At 62.7% G+C, this 16,760-nt stretch carries 14 protein-coding genes; 9 read left to right on the top strand and 5 right to left on the bottom strand.

Going from position 1 to position 16,760, the window contains the following annotated elements; all coding sequences use genetic code 11:
* Positions 1-266 precede the first annotated feature (266 nt).
* The 3 genes from AC3WOG_RS00900 (at position 267) to AC3WOG_RS00910 (ending at position 3,455) form a co-directional block, all read left to right on the top strand.
* Positions 267-1,373, top strand: a complete 1,107-nt coding sequence (locus tag AC3WOG_RS00900; protein WP_492576207.1) for an NAD(P)/FAD-dependent oxidoreductase — start codon at positions 267-269, stop codon at positions 1,371-1,373.
* Between the two features lie 216 nt (positions 1,374-1,589).
* Positions 1,590-1,901, top strand: coding sequence for a high-potential iron-sulfur protein (locus AC3WOG_RS00905; protein ID WP_492576208.1), 312 nt, complete (start codon positions 1,590-1,592; stop codon positions 1,899-1,901).
* 261 nt (positions 1,902-2,162) lie between these two features.
* Entirely contained in the window at positions 2,163-3,455 is a 1,293-nt protein-coding gene (locus AC3WOG_RS00910) for an MFS transporter (RefSeq protein ID WP_492576210.1), read from the top strand.
* Between the two features lie 109 nt (positions 3,456-3,564).
* Here AC3WOG_RS00910 and AC3WOG_RS00915 read toward each other — a convergent pair whose 3' ends face one another.
* On the bottom strand, positions 3,565-5,085 hold the full coding sequence (locus AC3WOG_RS00915) for an amidase (protein WP_492579682.1): 1,521 nt from the start codon (positions 5,083-5,085) through the stop codon (positions 3,565-3,567).
* Positions 5,086-5,268: 183 nt separating this feature from the next.
* Positions 5,269-5,967 carry a dienelactone hydrolase family protein gene (locus tag AC3WOG_RS00920; protein WP_492576212.1) on the bottom strand — a complete coding sequence of 233 codons (699 nt, stop codon included), beginning with the start codon at positions 5,965-5,967 and terminating at the stop codon, positions 5,269-5,271.
* A gap of 275 nt (positions 5,968-6,242) precedes the next feature.
* On the opposite strand from AC3WOG_RS00920, the gene AC3WOG_RS00925 reads away from it, so the two are divergent.
* The 3 genes from AC3WOG_RS00925 to AC3WOG_RS00935 all read left to right on the top strand — a co-directional run bounded on the left by AC3WOG_RS00925 (position 6,243) and on the right by AC3WOG_RS00935 (position 10,117).
* The gene (locus tag AC3WOG_RS00925; RefSeq protein WP_492576213.1) at positions 6,243-7,346 is read left to right on the top strand and encodes an NAD(P)H-dependent flavin oxidoreductase; all 1,104 of its coding nucleotides are present in this window, start codon (positions 6,243-6,245) and stop codon (positions 7,344-7,346) included.
* Between the two features lie 468 nt (positions 7,347-7,814).
* Entirely contained in the window at positions 7,815-8,960 is a 1,146-nt protein-coding gene (locus AC3WOG_RS00930; RefSeq protein ID WP_492576214.1) for a branched-chain amino acid ABC transporter substrate-binding protein, read from the top strand.
* A 140-nt stretch (positions 8,961-9,100) separates the two neighbouring features.
* Entirely contained in the window at positions 9,101-10,117 is a 1,017-nt protein-coding gene (locus AC3WOG_RS00935; protein ID WP_492576215.1) for a cupin-like domain-containing protein, read from the top strand.
* A gap of 141 nt (positions 10,118-10,258) precedes the next feature.
* Here AC3WOG_RS00935 and AC3WOG_RS00940 read toward each other — a convergent pair whose 3' ends face one another.
* Both AC3WOG_RS00940 and AC3WOG_RS00945 read right to left on the bottom strand, forming a co-directional pair.
* A complete protein-coding gene (locus AC3WOG_RS00940; RefSeq protein ID WP_492576216.1) occupies positions 10,259-11,713 on the bottom strand; it encodes a collagen-like triple helix repeat-containing protein in 1,455 nt (484 codons plus the stop codon).
* Between the two features lie 257 nt (positions 11,714-11,970).
* Positions 11,971-13,182, bottom strand: coding sequence for an MFS transporter (locus tag AC3WOG_RS00945; RefSeq protein WP_492576217.1), 1,212 nt, complete (start codon positions 13,180-13,182; stop codon positions 11,971-11,973).
* Between the two features lie 200 nt (positions 13,183-13,382).
* Between AC3WOG_RS00945 and AC3WOG_RS00950 the strand changes: the two genes are divergently transcribed.
* The 3 genes from AC3WOG_RS00950 to AC3WOG_RS00960 all read left to right on the top strand — a co-directional run bounded on the left by AC3WOG_RS00950 (position 13,383) and on the right by AC3WOG_RS00960 (position 16,241).
* Positions 13,383-14,045 (top strand): HugZ family pyridoxamine 5'-phosphate oxidase, encoded by a 663-nt coding sequence (locus AC3WOG_RS00950; protein ID WP_492576218.1) that lies wholly within the window; start codon positions 13,383-13,385, stop codon positions 14,043-14,045.
* Between the two features lie 395 nt (positions 14,046-14,440).
* Entirely contained in the window at positions 14,441-14,743 is a 303-nt protein-coding gene (locus AC3WOG_RS00955; RefSeq protein ID WP_115099403.1) for an H-NS histone family protein, read from the top strand.
* Positions 14,744-14,996: 253 nt separating this feature from the next.
* Positions 14,997-16,241 (top strand): cation diffusion facilitator family transporter, encoded by a 1,245-nt coding sequence (locus AC3WOG_RS00960; protein WP_492576219.1) that lies wholly within the window; start codon positions 14,997-14,999, stop codon positions 16,239-16,241.
* Between the two features lie 55 nt (positions 16,242-16,296).
* Here AC3WOG_RS00960 and AC3WOG_RS00965 read toward each other — a convergent pair whose 3' ends face one another.
* A complete protein-coding gene (locus tag AC3WOG_RS00965) occupies positions 16,297-16,755 on the bottom strand; it encodes an Lrp/AsnC family transcriptional regulator (RefSeq protein WP_134457328.1) in 459 nt (152 codons plus the stop codon).
* Positions 16,756-16,760 lie beyond the last annotated feature (5 nt).

The raw sequence follows: 16,760 nt of genomic DNA on the forward strand, positions 1-16,760 counted from the left end.
TCGCTCGCATGAAGAATCGAGCGCGGCAACCGTGGACGGCGTACACTGATTCTGTCCGGCCCACTCATTCAAGATCCGCTCAAGACCGAATGCCCGCAGTTGTCTCCGACTGCGGGCATTTGTGTCTGTACAGCGTCGTACAATTTTGAGGTGTGGGCAGGTGCGTTCGACAGCGAGCGGCGTGCGGCACTCGATAGCCGCATCCCGTCTTCATCTTTATCGGGTGAACGAGGCAGCGCGCGGTGGAGTTAGCCGCGTCAAGGGACATGGATCAAATCGAATGTGTAGTGATCGGCGCGGGCGTGATCGGCCTCGCCGTGGCGCGTGCACTGGCGGCGCGCGGGCGTGAAGTGATCGTGCTGGAAGCGGCCGAAGCGATCGGCGTGGGCACCAGCTCGCGCAATAGCGAGGTGATTCACGCGGGGATCTATTATCCGCGCGGCTCACTGAAGGCGGCGTTATGCGTGCGCGGCCGCGAGCTGCTGTACGACTACTGCGCCGAGCGCAATGTGCCGCATTCCCGGTGCGGCAAGCTGCTGGTCGCGACCTCGCGCAATCAGATTCCGCAGCTCGAAAGCATCATGGCGAAGGGCCGCGAGAACGGTGTGCTCGACCTGATGCGGATCAGCGGCGACCAGGCGCAGGCGCTCGAACCGGCGCTCGAATGTGTCGAGGCGGTGTTTTCGCCGCAGACCGGCATCGTCGATAGTCACCAACTGATGCTGGCGATTCAGGGCGATGCCGAACGCGACGGCGCGGTGTGCGCATTCCATGCACCGGTCGAAGCGATCGAGGCGAGCAATGGCCGCTTCATTCTCAAAGTGGGCGGCGGTGCGCCGACCACCATCAGCGCCGCCTGTGTCATCAACAGCGCCGGTTTGTACGCGAATGCGCTGGCCCGCAAGATTCGCGGGCTCGACGCGCGCCATGTGCCGCCGCTCTATCTCGCGCGCGGGAATTACTTCAGCATCTCAGGCCGTGCACCGTTCAGCCGCCTGATCTATCCGATGCCTAACGAAGCCGGCCTGGGCGTGCATCTGACGATCGACCTTGGCGGGCAGGCGCGTTTCGGTCCCGACGTCGAATGGGTCGATACGATCAATTACGACGTCGATCCGCACCGCGCGGAATCCTTCTATGCGGCGATCCGCGCGTACTGGCCGGCGCTCCCTGACGATGCGCTGCAGCCGGCCTATGCGGGGATCCGTCCGAAGCTGTCCGGCCCGGGTGAACCGGCCGCCGACTTCGTGATTCAAGGTCCGGCCGCGCATGGTGTGCGCGGACTCGTCAATCTGTTCGGCATCGAGTCGCCGGGGTTGACGGCGTCGCTTGCGATTGCGCAGCGCGTCTGCGAACTGAGCGGCCGCGCCTAATAGGGTTTCGCAAAGCAGGTTTCGCCCAGCGTTTTCACCCGGCGTTCTCGTCAGGCATCTGCATTCCGCGCGCCGCGCCCGACAGTCGGGCGCGGCGCAGTACCAATTCGCTTATCTCTATCATTTGGGCCGTCACGAGCGACGGCTTCATTGCTATCCTTGAGTACCGCTGTCATCAGAACGGCGATCAGTTCAATATAAATGGAGTGAGTCCCCATGAAATCTTCCCGTCGTACGTTTTTGATCACCAGCATCGGTGTTGCATCCAGCTTCGCACTGTCGCGCCAGGCTTTCGCCGACGCACCGAAGGTCGCCGAAAACGATCCGACCGCACAGGCGCTCGGTTACAAGGCCGACGCCACCAAGGTCGACAAGGCCAAGTTCGCGAAGTACGCGGCCGGCCAGGACTGCGGCAACTGCAGCTTCTACCAGGGCAAGCCGACCGACGCCTATGCCGGCTGCCCGATGTTCCCGGGCAAGCAGGTCGCGCGTACGGGTTGGTGCAGCGCATATAACAAGAAGGCCTGATAGCGTCCACGCCGCGCACACGTTCAGCGGCGCGGCAAATGCGCCGCAACATGACGGCGCCGGATTGCAGTTCGATCAACGAGGCGTCTGCCGTAACCCGCGTCAGACGCCTTTTTGCTGCTTGAAAACAGCTTGCGCGCTCTTTACACTCCAATGCGATTGCTGAGGCGGGCGCTGTTTTCTCGCAAGGTCACGCAAGGGCACGCAAGATCGTGCACACGCGACGCACCACGGGACACTTTTCGCAGGCTGGAGATTCGAATGGCACCAGCGTCAAGGAGCCTCAATACGCGGGCCGTCGCGGCGGCCGTGATCGGCAATGCGCTCGAGTGGTACGACTTCACCGTGTTCGGTTTCATGACGGTGGTGATCGCCCAGTTGTTCTTCCCGGCGGGCAACGATTATTCATCGTTGCTGCTCACCACCGCGACCTTCGGCGTCGCGTTCTTCATGCGGCCGGTCGGCGGCATCGTACTCGGACTCTATGCGGATCGCGCGGGACGCAAAGCGGCGCTGTCGCTCGTCATCGCGCTGATGACGCTCGGCATTCTGCTGCTGGCCATTGCGCCGCCGTACTCGGCCATCGGCATCGGCGCACCGTTGATGATCGTGCTCGGGCGGTTGCTGCAAGGCTTTTCCGCCGGCGGCGAATTCGGCAGTTCGACAGCGTTGCTGATCGAAGCCGCGCCGTTCTCGAAACGCGGCTTTTACGGCAGCTGGCAGATGGCGAGCCAGGCGGCGGCGCTGCTGCTCGGCGCAGTGGTAGGCGCTCTGATCACACACGGCTTGTCGCCAGAAGCGCTGAAATCCTGGGGCTGGCGCGTACCGTTCATTCTCGGCTTGATCATCGGGCCGATCGGGTTTTATATCCGTCGGCATCTCGCCGATTCGGAAGCCTTTCTGCATGCGCAAAAAACCGCGCGCCGCGCGACGCTCGGCGAAGTGCTCAGCAGCCACAGCCGCGAGATCCTCTGCGGACTCGGCGCGGTGATCGCCCTCACTGTGACGATCTACGTGCTGATCAGCTATCTGCCGACCTTCGCGGTCAAGCAACTGAAGCTGCCCTACGCGCAATCCTTTTACGCGGTGATCGTCGGCAACCTCCTGCTGACCGTACTCTCGCCGCTGACCGGCGCGTGGTCGGACAGGATCGGACGCAAGGGGCTTTCGCTGTGGTCGCTGGTGCTGACGCTCGTGATCATCTATCCGCTGTTCACGTGGCTGGCGGCGGAGCCGACCGTGTCGAAACTGATTCTCGTGCAGGCGCTTCTGTCGATCACGCTGTCCGGCTACTATGGTCCGTTCGGTGCGTTGATCGCCGAACTGTTTCCGGCGAATGTGCGCTCCATTGGCTTATCGCTTGCGTACAACTTCGCGGTGATGCTGTTCGGCGGCTTCGGGCCATTCGTCGTGACGTGGCTCATCAACACGACCGGGTCACCGCTCGCACCGACTTACTACGTGATGGGCGGACTGGCGCTGTCGATCGTCGCGGTAGCCTGCATCCCCGGCAAGCGCCACGCGGATCTCGACGCGCGCAGCAAGCCTGCTTGAGCGGATCCTTCAGCGGCTGCTTCTCATGCCGTTCTCAAGTTGTTTCCCGAGGCTGCTTCACCTGCGGCCTGAGCACCTTCCCGAGGGCACGCCTGAACGGCCGGCTTCGCTAGCTGCGCGCCTGCATCAACGGCGGTCGCTTGTCGAACCATGGCCGCGCGGCTTCGAGTTGCGCGGCAAGGCGCAACAGTATTGCTTCGCCGCCGTCACGCGCGGCGAACTGCACGCCGACCGGCAATCCGCGCGCATTCCAGTAAAGCGGCATCGACATCGCCGGCTGGCCGCTGAGATTGAACACCTCCGTGCAGCCGGCCCACGCGAACGCTTTGTTCGACGCTTCGGTGAGCAACTTCTTCATCAGAGGTTCGAGCGGCATCGCGGTAACGGCGCGCATCTGCATGCGCTCCGCGGAGGTGGGCTGCATTTCGCCGATCTTGATCGGCGGGGCGGCGAGCGTCGCGCACAGAATCACGTCGTAACGGCTCAGCAAGCCGGTGAGCCGTTCGGTGATGCGACGCTGTTCTTCGAGCGCGGCAGGCAATCCGCGTTCGCCCAGCTTGCGGCCGACGTGCGCCATCGCCCACGTCGAAATTTCGAAGTCTGTGCGCTGAGGTTTGCGGCCGGTGGTGCGATCGGCGTTCAGCACCAGGTCCTCGGCGGTCACGGACCAGATCGTCAGGAATGCATGCCGGACTGCCGCGAAATCGACGCCCAGCGAGACCGGTTCGATGTTATGACCCAGCGAACTCGCGAGTTGCGCGGCGTCATCGAGTGCGGCGCGCGCGTCGGCGGATAACGACGGCGCGAGCATCGGTTCGGTGACGTACGCGATGTTCAGCGGCTTGCATGGCTCACGCGCAGCGCTCAGGAAAGTGCCCGGTGCGCCGGCCGGCCGGTCCGCGTTACCGCTCAGCAGATCGAGCAGCAACGCGCTGTCGCGCACGCTGCGCGATACCGCGTGATCGATGCCGAGTTCACCGACGGCGGCTGTCGGCGTGGCGCGCGGCACACGTCCGCGTGACGGCTTGAGGCCGAACAGTCCGCAGCACGAGGCGGGAATGCGGATCGAACCGCCGCCGTCGGACGCATGCGCGAGCGGCACGATGCCCGCGGCGACCGCCGCCGCCGCGCCGCCGCTGGAGCCGCCCGGCGTGTGGTCGAGATTCCACGGATTGCGGCACGCGCCGAACAGTTCGGGCTCCGTATAAGGCATCTGGCCGAGTTCGGACGTGCTGGTCTTGGCGAAGATGTTGAGCCCGGCCGCTTTGGCGAGCGCTACAACCGGTGCGTCCTCGGCGGGAATGAAGTGGCGATAGTGACGGCTGCCCATCGACATGCGCAGCCCGGCGACCGCTGCGCCCAGATCCTTGATCAGATAAGGCACGCCCGCCAGCGCGCCCTGCGTGATCGCGCCATCCGCACGATCCACGCCATTCGCTCTGTTCGCGTCGTCACGCGATGCGCGTTGACGCGCTGCATCGTAGTCCTTCAGGACAATCGCATTGATCGCGGGATTGACGGCCTCGGTACGTGAGATCGCGATATCCAGCAATTCACGCGCGCTTGCTTTGCGGGTTCGAACCAGTTCGGCGAGGCCGATGGCGTCATAGGCGAGATAGTCTGATTGCACGACGGATGAGCCCTCGCTATCGGGTGTTGGAATCTGCCGGTTGCATCGATGCGTGATGAACCGCAGCGCCGGACGTGCCGCCGCGTCCAGTTCATGCACGCGCATTGGAGAAGACGGCGCGGCGGATGCGCGCCGTCTTTTGGAGAGAGTAACCGAGATACAGGCGCGAGATACAGGCGCGAGTTACAGGCGCTCACCGAGGAAGGTCAGCGTGCGGCCGTGCGCCAGCGCTGCCGCACGCTGGTTATAAGACGCGCGGTCCGAGCAGTTGAAGCCGTGATCGGCGTTCGGATAGATGTTGAATTCCGCATCCGTGCGGCCCGCGAAGCGCTCCTGAATCTGGCCGACTGCCGACAGTGGAATATGTGCGTCGAGTTCGCCGTAGTGGAATTGCATCGGTACTTTGATCTTCGCGGCCTGCTCGAGCTTGTTCTGGATGCCGCCGCCGTAGTAGGCGACCGCGCCGTCGAGCGAGCCTTGCGCTGCCGCCAGATAGGCGAGCTGGCCGCCGAAGCAGAAGCCGATCGCGGCAATCTTGCCGGTCACTTCCGGCATCGCGCGCAGCGCCGCGGCGGCCGCGCCAATATCGGCGACCGCAAGATCGACATTGGTCTTTTGCATCAGCTCGATGCCCTTGTTGCGGTCGGCGCCCTCATAGGTCAGTTCGACGCGCGGCTGCGTGCGCCAGAAAATGTCCGGCGCGAGTGCGATGTAGCCGTCTTGCGCATACTGATCCGCGACCGAGCGGATGTGGCTGTTCACGCCGAAGATTTCCTGAATGATGATGACCGCTGGTCCCTTGCCGCTTTTGGGCAGCGCCAGATAGCCGCCGAAGCTGTCGTTGCCGGCGGGGATATCGATCCATCGGGAAGTCGTGCTCATGTCGCTCTCCATTTACCTGCGCATCGATGCGCGAGGCCGGTCTGAATGAATGCCAAAGGCCCGAGTGCCTGAAGCGGGCGGTCAGTTTGCCATCAAAAGAAAGGGCGTGCAGCGAGGCCGCGCGGGGGCTGACAGCGAGCAAGGCACAGCAACAATCTCGTAAGACGATTGAAACATTCTCGATTATTCATTGTTCCGCGCGGTGCGCGGCTGGGTACAGTCCAGAGTATCTGCTTGCGCATGGCGCGAGCGCCTTGTTGCAAAAGGAATCGATCATGAGTGAAGTCAGTTTTGTGACGCCGTTTGCCGAACGTTTCGAGCTGCGGGTTCCGGTCGTGCAGGCGCCGATGGCCGGCGGCGCGACCACGCCCGCGATGGTCGCGGCCGTGTCGAATGCCGGCGGACTTGGCTTTCTCGCCGGCGCAGCATTGGCGCCGGAGAAGATCGCGAGCGAAGTCGCGGCGATTCGCTTGCTGACCGATCGTCCGTTCGGCGTCAATCTGTTTGTGCTGGAGCCGGTCGCGCCGGACGATGCGACCGTACGTCGCGCGCTCGAAGCGATCGATCCATTGCGCGCGGATCTCGGTTTGCCGCCGGGCCAGCCGCTCGAACGTTACGCGCCGGACTTCCGCGCGCAACTGGAAACGCTGATCGAATTGCGCGTGCCGGTGGCGAGCTTCACGTTCGGACTGCTCTCTGAAGACGATGTCACCCGTCTGCACGCAAACGGTCTATATGTAATAGGCACAGCGACGCATGTCGCCGAAGGTTTGGCCTGGCGCGACGCGGGTGCCGACGCCATCGCCGCACAAGGCGCCGAAGCGGGCGCGCATCGCGGCACCTTCATCGGTTCGTTCGAAGAAGCACTGGTCGGCACGATGGCGCTCGTGCCGCAACTCGTCGATGCAACGGGTCTGCCAGTGCTGGCAGCCGGAGGCATCATGGATGGACGTGGCATCGTCGCGGCGCTGGCGCTCGGCGCGCAAGCCGCGATGATGGGCACGGCGTTCCTCACCTGTCAGGAGAGCGCGATACCGCAGGTATGGAAAACCCGCGTGCGCTCGATGCCCGACACCGCGACTAGCGTGACGCGCGCCATCACCGGCCGTCATGCGCGCGGCATACGCAATCCGCTGATGCAGCACTTGACCGAATCAGCGCAAAAGATCGCGCCGTATCCGATGCAAAACGCTTTAACACAGGAGCTGCGTCAAACTGCGAGCCGTGCGGAAAACGCGGACTATCTGTCGCTCTGGTCGGGCCAGGGTGCACCCCTTGGCCGCAAGCGCCGCGAAGGTCTGGGCGCCGCCGAACTGGTCGAGCAACTCGATCGGGAATGGCTTGCGGCGGCGGCGCGGATCGCTGCGCTCAAACGCTGATTCAGCGCGGTTCAGGCGTGGTTCGCGCACAGGTCGTACGCGGTTCGTACGCCGCTTGCGCCTGCCCGCGATGCGCCTGTTTTTTTACGCACAAAGCCTATTCGGACCATTAACGGTTTAACCCGCTAAAACCTTTAGGCCGTCCAGTCAGAGGACCGCCGCACATAGCGGAAACCCGCATGGGCTGGTGCTTTCCAGCCTGTCTGTCGAAGCGGAACCGGCGCTTGTTGGATAAACGCTATTAGTGTTCATCCCACTTCCTCAAAAAAGTCCCACAATTTAATTTGATAGCCTACACTTGCGCGCAAGTACGGTTTGCCGCCTGCCACAAACAGGTTGGCGGACGTGCTGGCCAAGTGCATGAACGATGCAACCGGCGTGGTCGTCCACGGGACTGAGCGACACGTGTAGGGGAAGCGGGGGCACAGGGCGATTACGTTGTTTTTGGGACCGAAACTGGAGACTTACATGAACATCAAGATTCAAAAGCTGTTGCCGATCAGCGCTGCGGCGGTGCTGTTCGCAACGTTGGCAACAACGGCCGCGGCCGACACGGTTGTCAAGATCGGTCACGTGGCACCGCTGACTGGCGGTATCGCTCACCTGGGTAAGGACAACGAAAACGGCGCGCGTCTGGCGGTTGAGGAAATCAACGCCAAGGGCCTGACGATCGGCGGCCAGAAAGTCACGCTGCAACTCGACGCACAAGACGACGCAGCTGACCCGCGTACGGCAACTCAAGTCGCCCAGAAGCTGGTCGACGATAAGGTCGTCGCCGTGGTCGGTCACTTGAATTCGGGCACGTCGATTCCGGCTTCGAAGATCTATAGCGATGCAGGCATCGTGCAGATCTCGCCGTCGGCAACGAACCCGGCTTACACGCAACAGGGCTTCAAGACGACGTACCGCGTTGTGGCGACCGACGCCCAACAAGGTCCGGCACTCGCGAACTACGCTTCCAAGACTCTGAAAGTGAAGAGCGTCGCGATCGTCGACGACTCGACCGCTTACGGTCAAGGTCTCGCCAACGAATTCGAAAAAACCGCCAAGTCGCTGGGCCTGAACGTGATGTCGCATGACGCGACCAACGACAAGGCTGTCGACTTCCGCGCAATTCTGACGAAGATCAAGGGCGAAAACCCGGACGCGATCATGTACGGCGGCATGGACGCCACCGGCGGCCCGTTCGCCAAGCAAGCCAAGCAGCTCGGCCTGCGCGCGAAGGTGCTGGCAGGCGACGGCGTCTGTACCGACAAGCTGGCGGATCTGGCAGGCGACGCAACCGACAACATCGTCTGCTCGGAAGCCGGTATGGCGCTCGAAAAGATGGCTGGCGGCGCAGCGTTCCTCGCCAAGTATCAGAAGCGTTTCGGTCAGCCGATCCAGATCTACGCTCCGTTCACGTATGACGCTGTGTACATCGTCGTCGACGCAATGAAGCGTTCGAACTCGACCGATCCGGCGAAGATCCTGGCATCGATGCCGAGCACGGACTACAAGGGTGTGATCGGTGAAACCACGTTCGATTCGAAGGGCGACCTTCAACACGGCGTGATCTCGCTGTACAACTACAAGTCGGGCAAGAAGACCCTGCTCGACGTAGTGAAGATGTAAAACTGCGTGTCCGGCGACAACTTTGTTTGTCGCCGCTCAAGTGGTTAGAAGGCACGCGCGCCGCATGGCCCGCGTGCCTTTTCTTTTGGTCGGACGCATGCGACGCTGACGGTCTGACGAATACCGCTTGGGAGAACGACGTGAGCTCCGTGAACCGTTCGATCGATGACGGCTGGCGCCGCTGGATTGCCGAGAATCTGCTGCTCGATGCCCCGCCGCCCGCGGTGCACGGCGCGCTGGTCGGGCATGGTTTCGACGCGGCCGAAGCTGCGCGCGAAATCGAAGCCGCGCTCGCGAGTCCCTATCTGCAGGGTGCTGGGCGCCTGCGCAATCGTTTGCGTAAGCGCGACTGGATGTTGTCGGTGCACGGCACGTTGAATCGTTTGCGTGCCTACGGCGATACGGTCGAACGGCGCGAACGTCTAACGCGCGATGAATTCTTTGAGCAGTACTACTTTCAGAACCGGCCGGTCATCATCACCGGTGCTTTCGATTTCTGGCCGGCGCGTACTCAATGGAATTTCGATTACTTTCGCTCGCGTTGCGGCGATTGCGAAGTCGAAGTGCAGTTCGGCCGCGAGTCGGATGCGAACTATGAAATCAATCAGCCCAAGCTCAAGCGGATGATGCGCTTTGCCGATTATGTCGATCTCGTCGAGCGCAGCGGCTCGACCAACGATTTCTATATGACGGCCAATAACACTTCGCACAATCGCGCGGCACTGGCCGCGTTATGGTCAGATGTGCCGATCATCCGCGAATATCTCGATGCCGGTTCGCCCGATACCGGATTCTTCTGGTTCGGACCGGCGGGCACCAGGACGCCGTTTCACCATGATCTGACTAATAACTTCATGGCGCAGGTGATCGGCCGCAAACATATCAAGCTGGTTCCGTTGTCCGATACGCCGCATATGGCGAACTACCTGCATTGTTTTTCGCACGTGGACGGCAGCGCGATCGATTACGCGCGGTTCCCGTCGATGCGCAACGCGCAGTTGATCGAATGCACGCTCGCGCCGGGCGAATTACTGTTTCTGCCGATCGGCTGGTGGCATTACGTCGAAGGGCTCGACGCGTCGGTGACGATGACCTTCACCAATTTTCTGCAGCGTAACGACTTCTCGAGCAATTACGACACGTATCACGAACTATGAAACGGCGAAGCGGAGGGATTCCCGCACCGCCGCATCGGCTTATGTCGTGGCGATCAAAAAACGGCGAGCCGGTTGCCCGGCTCGCCACCCCCCTTCGACGCTTGTATTGCCGTCGTTATTTGCTGTCGTTATTCGTGTTCGTCACCTCTTCGTCGCCAGTCCGCCGAGACCGCCGAGCAAACCGCCGCCCGATGTACCGCCCGCCGGTGCCGCCGTGCCGCTCAGCGCGCCGGTCACGGTGGCAAGGAGACCTGTGATCGGTGCGAGCGGATTGCTGGTCCCGCCGGTGCCGCCCGAGCCCGCGGCTGACCCGAGCGTGCCGGTTAATGACGACACCGCCGAGGTCACCGGTGCGAGCGGATTGCCGGCGCTGCCCGTCGCGCCGCTCAATGCGCCGGTGACTGAACTCACCACGCCGCTCAGCGGTGCAAGCGGACCGCCCGAGCCGCCGGCGCCGCTGCCCAGGCTGCCGGTCAATGTGGTGAGTACGTTGGTCAACGGCGCAAGCGGACTGCCGGAGCCGCTGCCGCCGCTCAGGCCGTCGTTCAAGGTGCCGGGCAACGCAGTGAGAATGCTGGTCAACGGCGCGAGCGGACTACCCGAAGCGCCGCCGCCCGGATTGAGGATGCCGGTGATGCCGCCCAGTGGGTTGCCGCTGCTCGAACCGCCAGCCGTCAGCAGGCCGCCTGCGGATGTGACCGTGTCGCCGACCTTGCTCACAACGTTGCCGAGGTTCTGGCCGATCGGATTGCCGGTGGCGCTGCCGATCTGGCCGCCCGCGCTATTCAGTCCCTGGCCGATAGTCGACAGCAGGCCGTTCAGCGGTGAACCGAGGCCGGTCGTATCGCCGGCGGTTTGGGTCGTCTGCGCGAGTGTGGCGGTGATCGGTGTGATCGCCGTACTCACGGTTTGCGAGACTTGCTGGGTTGGCCCCGTCGTCGGTTGCGAACCGAGTATGGTGCCGAGGCTGCTGACCGCATTGCCGACTGTCGAGACGGTGCTGCCGAGCGGCGTGGTCAGCGGACCGAGCGGCGCGGTGGGGCCGCTGCCGAGACTCGTCACAAGTTGGCCCGCGCTGTTGACGGCCTGGCCGGCGTTATAAACGAGGTTGCCGCTGCTCGCGAGCGTCGTGCCGAGTGGATCGGTGGAATTGCCGAGCTGGCCGAGGCCGTTTGCGGCCCCCGCGCCGAGCGCGGCAACGCCGTTGCCAAGATTCGATACCACGCTGCCGAGCGCGCTGGTGGTCGCCGGGTTTGCTCCCGGGATCGGTGTCAGGCCGATCTGACCGCCGATCGAGGAGACGGTTTGTCCGGTCGCGGTGACGACGTTGCTGGTGTTTTGAACGACGACGCCGATCGGATTGGCGCTGGTGGGCGCTGGCGTTGGCGTTGGCGTTGGCGTGGGCGTGGGCGTGGGCGTTGGCGTGGGTGTTGGCGTCGGCGTTGGTGTCGGCGTAGGCGTGCCGCTGCCTGAACCCGAACCGCTTCCCGCGCCGGTGGCCAGGTTCGGCGTGTGCAACGTGGTCCCGCACCCCGTCAGAATAATCATCGACGTCACGCACATAGCGATCGTCGAGAGTTTGAAATTGTGATTCATGGTCTGCTCCCCCGTAACTTGGAAACTGCTGGGGAGCTAACTGCAAGGCCTATGCCACCAATATCCGCATGATCGGCCAGACGAAGAAATGCATATGGATCAACGGGTTGGCGGTTCAGACGCCGGCGCAAAAAAGCGCCGAAGAAGCCAATGTGGCCCGGAACACCGCCGTGCGCAGGCCGCGCGTAACGTAACGTAAGTCGCCGGGTTTTCGCATGTCGTTAGGTTCGCCGACACACCGGAGGCGCGGTTTTGCCTCAGATTTTCAAACGCCGCAGCACCTTCGGACCGGCAACCGCGATCAGCGCCGAACACACCGCCACCACCGACAAACCGATCGGCAAACTGGTCAACTGCGTCACTGCGCCGATAATCACCGGCCCGAGCAACAGGCCGAAGTACGCCAGCCCCGCGACGTGCGCGAGTCCTTCGGCCGCGTGAATTCCTTTGACGCTCGCCGCCGCCGCGAACAGCACCGGCATCATGTTGGCGAGCCCGAGGCCCATCAGCGTGAAGCCGATCAGCGCGGCAATCGCATTCGGCAGCAGCAGCGCGCCGACCATCCCCGCGCAGGCGAGCGACGCGCTTGCCATCACCAGTTGCGGCGCGCCGAAGCGGGCGCGCACCGCGTCGCCGGCGAAACGCGCCGCCGCCATGCCGCCCGAGAACGCCGCGTATGCCGCGCTGGCGAGTGCCGGCGTCGCCAGCACGACGTCACGCATGTAGACGGTGGCCCAGTCGTACATGGCGCCCTCGGCGATCAGCGCGACCAGCGCCATCGCGCCGAGTGCCCACAACGCCGGCGAGCGCCAGCGGTTGGCGCGCGGCGTGGCGGCGTCCGGGTGGTCGGCGTGCGGCACATGCGGCAGCACGGATGGACAGGCCGCGATCAGCACCAGCGCGCTGACCGCCGCGGCCAGTGCAAGGTGAACCGCCGGCACCATGCCGCGCGACAGCAACGCGCCGCCTACCGCCGCGCCGAACATTCCGCCGACGCTGAACATGCCGTGCAGCGACGACATGATCGGCTTGCCGAGCGCCTTCTCAACGGCGCTGGCTTCCGCGTTCATCGCGACGTCGAGTGTGGCCATGCCCGCGCCGAAGATGGCCAGCACGATCAGCAACAGCCAGTAAGCCGGCACGACCAGAATCAGCGCCGCACACACCGTCATCGCGAGACCGCCCGAGAGACAGGCGCGGCGCGTCCCGACGCGCGCGATCCACGAAGCGTTCGCCGCCATCGCGCCGATCGAGCCGCCCGCCACCGCCAGCAGCGCGAACGACAGCAGCGCCGCGTTCAGATGGAAGCGGTCGCGCACGGTCGGCACATGCACCCCCCACGATGCGTACATCATCCCGGCGATGAAAAACACCGCCATAGTGGCAAAACGGGCGCGCTGGCGCGCGGTGCCGGAAAGATCGCGGTGAGCGGCGGGGAGGGCGGCGAAGCCGGGAGAGCGGTCGGACACTGAAATCTCGTCGAGGGAGAGAACGCCGGAAGAAAGCGCGTTGAAAGCGAATTTCCGATTCTATCGAAGCGTGCCGTCCTCTGCTCGGCGCGCGGTGATCTAGTATTTACGATTATTCGGGGCGGCGTGAGAGGAAAGCGGCACCCGCCCACAATTCGTTCGTTGGTTATTTTGCCGGCCATCCATCGAGGAACGCACACTTGAACATTCCTGCCCACGCCCCATTGCATCTGCTGCATACGGCCGCGGTCGGCACGCTTGCGACCCATGCACGCCAGCCGCAAGGTTTTCCCTACCCGTCGGTGCTGCCGTTCGCACCGGACCCGCGGCACCGTCCGACAATTCTCGTGAGCCGGCTCGCCGAGCATACGCACAACCTGCATGCCGACCCGCGCGCCGGCTTTCTGGCCGTCGACGCGCCGGATGGCGACGTGCAGAGCGGCCAGCGCGTTACCTTGCTCGGCACCTTCGAACCAGTCGACTCGACGCCCGAGGTCGTGGATCGCTATCTGCGCTATCACCCGGATGCCGAACGCTACCTGGTTCTCGGCGACTTCACGTTCTGGGTGATGAGGCTTGAACGGCTGCGCTACATCGGCGGCTTCGGCGCGATGGGATGGCTCGACGGCGCTGAGCTCGATCCGCTGGCGCCGCTCGGCTTCGATGAAGAGCACGCGTTGATCGAGCACTTCACAAAGCATCCGGCGCGCGCCGCCAAACTCCAGTTGCTTGGCGTCGATCGATATGGCGTCGATCTGAAACACGACGGTGCGCGCACGCGTTTCATTTTCGACGACGCCATACACGACACCGAAACCTTGCACGCCGCGCTCGAAGATTGCATCCACCGCCACGCCAATTAGGCTTTGATTGCCGTTCGGGGAAAACACGTATATCGCAATAACAGCGCGGGCATCTATCGCAATATGCTTCGTGAATTCATGTTAAAGCTTTCATGGCATGAAATGTTGGTGCGAAATATGCATCTTAATTTTCATGTTTTGATAATTAATCCCATGATTACGGAAACGCCGCTACCAGTTTTCAGCAAAAGACGAAATCAGCCATTTGAAAGACCGTGCGTAACACCGCGTTCGAAGGAAATTTTTTGAAACGAAATATGATTAATTTTACGAAGTGACTTTTGCAGTCTTTCTAATTTGTGTTAATCTCGCCTGCGAATTCCGAGGCATGAACACCTTCAAAGGGCAAGCCGGCTTAAGACTGGCAGTCATTTATCCATACTACAAGGGAACCTATGTCTTCCTACAAGGAACTACTCGCCCAGCGCGAGAAGCTCGAAAAGCAGATCGAAGAAGCGAAGTCGCGTGAATACGCAGAAGTGTTGAATGAGATCAAGCAGAAAATGGCCGATTACGGCATTACGCTGAGCGAACTCGGCGGCGGCCGTGCAGCCAAGGGCGCTAAAGCCGGTCGTCCGCGTGCCGGTGTCGCGCCGAAATATCGCGACCCGGACAGCGGCAGCACGTGGTCGGGTCGTGGCAAGCCGCCGCGCTGGATCGCAGGCCTCGATCGTGAGAAGTTTCTGATCCAGAAGTAATGCCGTACACCAGTGGCGCCTTTACCGTGCCGCTGCTGACAGAGAAAACCGCGTACCGTTCAGGGCGCGGTTTTTTTATTATTGCGCCGGCGAATTGACATGGATTTGTGTCACACGTGCTCCATACGACTGGAACGCGAATGCTTTTCGTTTAGATAAGCATCTGATTTAAAAGGAAATTTTATTCCATGGCGACGCGCTTTCGATCCGCGCCGGGTAGAATGCTGGCATTGAACTTTTCTCGTAGCTTCAGATGCCTTCCGCTACCATCGCCCAGTCCGCCGAGAAACATCGCGTTGCGCGCAAAAGTACCTTTGTCAGTATTGCGCTGAATACGGTGTTGATGACGCTGCAAATCGTCATCGGCGTCTTTGCGCATTCTCAGGCGCTGGTCGCCGACGGTGTCCATTCGCTTGCCGATCTGATTTCCGATTTTGTCGTACTGTTCGCCAATCGGCACAGCGGCGCGAAGCCCGACGCGGATCACAATTACGGACACAGCCGCTATGAAACCGTCGCTTCATTATTTCTGGGCGGGCTGCTGATCGCGGTAGGCGTCGGCATGTTGTGGCGCGCCGGTACGCGTCTCGCCGATTTGCAGAACATCCCCGCCGTGCATATGAGCGCGCTCGCGGTCGCCGTACTGGTGTTGATTTCCAAAGAGAGCCTGTTTCGCTACATGCTGCGCGAAGCGCAGCGCGTGCGTTCGGCGATGTTGATCGCGAACGCATGGCACGCGCGTTCGGATGCGGCGTCGTCGCTGGTGGTGGCGATCGGTATTATCGGCAGCCTCGCGGGTGTGCGGCTACTCGATCCGATTGCGGCGGCGATTGTCGGCTTCATGGTGGCGCGCATGGGTTGGACGTTCGGCTGGGACGCGCTGCAGGATCTGTCGGACCGCGCGCTCGACGAATCCGCGGCCGCCGACGTGCGCGCGCTGTTGCTATCGACGCCCGGCGTGTGCGACGTGCACGAACTGCGCACGCGCAAGATGGGCGATTTCGCGCTCGTCGACGCGCACATTCTGGTCGATCCGCTGATCTCGGTATCGGAAGGGCATTACATCGCGGAGTCTGCGCGCTTGCGTGTGCTGACCGACAACCGCGTGCTCGACGCACTGATCCATGTCGACCCGGAAAACGATGCAGTCGCGCGGCCGCCGGTCAACCTGCCGACGCGCGAGCGGGTCGTCGCTGAAGTCGCCGCAGCGTTTGCCGAGGGCGGCATCAAGGCTGCGGGGGTCAATATCCACTACCTGAGCACCGGGTTGGATGTCGAAGTGACCTTACCGCCCGACGATTCGCGCGCTGTCGAAAGCGACGCGCAGAGGCTGGTGCGCGTCGACCTGGTTGCGCTCAAACACCGCCTGGGCGCGCGCAAGCTCGACGTGGTGCAGGCATTGAACGCGACGCCGGCCGAAACCGTCTCCGCGAAGGAAGCCGCGACTGGCGATGGTATCGCGCACCCCAACCTCGCGGAGCCGCACAACGCCGCCTGAACGCACCGCCATGGCGTTGAACCGAAAAGTCCGCGCCAGGCTCAGCTTCACGGTGTCATAGCGGTAATTGCGTGTCGAATTTGATTTCGCGCAGCACGACGCTCGTGCGCACCTGTGCAACGGCTGGAATCTTGAAGATGCGTTCGTGTAGAAAACTGTCGTACGCCTTGATGTCCGGCGCCACGATCTTGAGGATGTAATCGGATTCGCCGGTCGTGCTGTAACACTCGGTGACTTCCGGGCAGGTGGAGATTTCGCGCTCGAACTGTTCGACCCCACCTTCGGTGTGACGCGTCAGATGGATATGCGCGAGCGCGCAGACGTGCAGCCCGAGCTTTTCGCGATCGAGCAACGCCGTGTAGCGCTGGATCACCCCCGATTGCTCCATGTCCTTGATGCGCCGCCAGCACGGTGTGCTCGACAGGCCGACCTGGTCGGAAATCTCTTGCACGGAGCGGCGTGCGTCGAGCTGCAGCAGGCGCAGGATTTTTTGAGAGAACGTATCGAGTGTCAACTGCG

This window comes from Paraburkholderia sp. FW306-02-B, assembly GCF_058782725.1.

What these genes read in the sequence shown, in the direction of transcription:
- AC3WOG_RS00900 (WP_492576207.1), top strand. Translation starts at nt 267, where the DNA reads ATGGATCAAATCGAATGTGTAGTGATCGGCGCGGGCGTGATCGGCCTC.
- AC3WOG_RS00905 (WP_492576208.1), top strand. Translation starts at nt 1,590, where the DNA reads ATGAAATCTTCCCGTCGTACGTTTTTGATCACCAGCATCGGTGTTGCA.
- AC3WOG_RS00910 (WP_492576210.1), top strand. Translation starts at nt 2,163, where the DNA reads ATGGCACCAGCGTCAAGGAGCCTCAATACGCGGGCCGTCGCGGCGGCC.
- AC3WOG_RS00920 (WP_492576212.1), bottom strand. Translation starts at nt 5,967, where the DNA reads ATGAGCACGACTTCCCGATGGATCGATATCCCCGCCGGCAACGACAGC.
- AC3WOG_RS00925 (WP_492576213.1), top strand. Translation starts at nt 6,243, where the DNA reads ATGAGTGAAGTCAGTTTTGTGACGCCGTTTGCCGAACGTTTCGAGCTG.
- AC3WOG_RS00930 (WP_492576214.1), top strand. Translation starts at nt 7,815, where the DNA reads ATGAACATCAAGATTCAAAAGCTGTTGCCGATCAGCGCTGCGGCGGTG.
- AC3WOG_RS00940 (WP_492576216.1), bottom strand. Translation starts at nt 11,713, where the DNA reads ATGAATCACAATTTCAAACTCTCGACGATCGCTATGTGCGTGACGTCG.
- AC3WOG_RS00955 (WP_115099403.1), top strand. Translation starts at nt 14,441, where the DNA reads ATGTCTTCCTACAAGGAACTACTCGCCCAGCGCGAGAAGCTCGAAAAG.
- AC3WOG_RS00960 (WP_492576219.1), top strand. Translation starts at nt 14,997, where the DNA reads ATGCCTTCCGCTACCATCGCCCAGTCCGCCGAGAAACATCGCGTTGCG.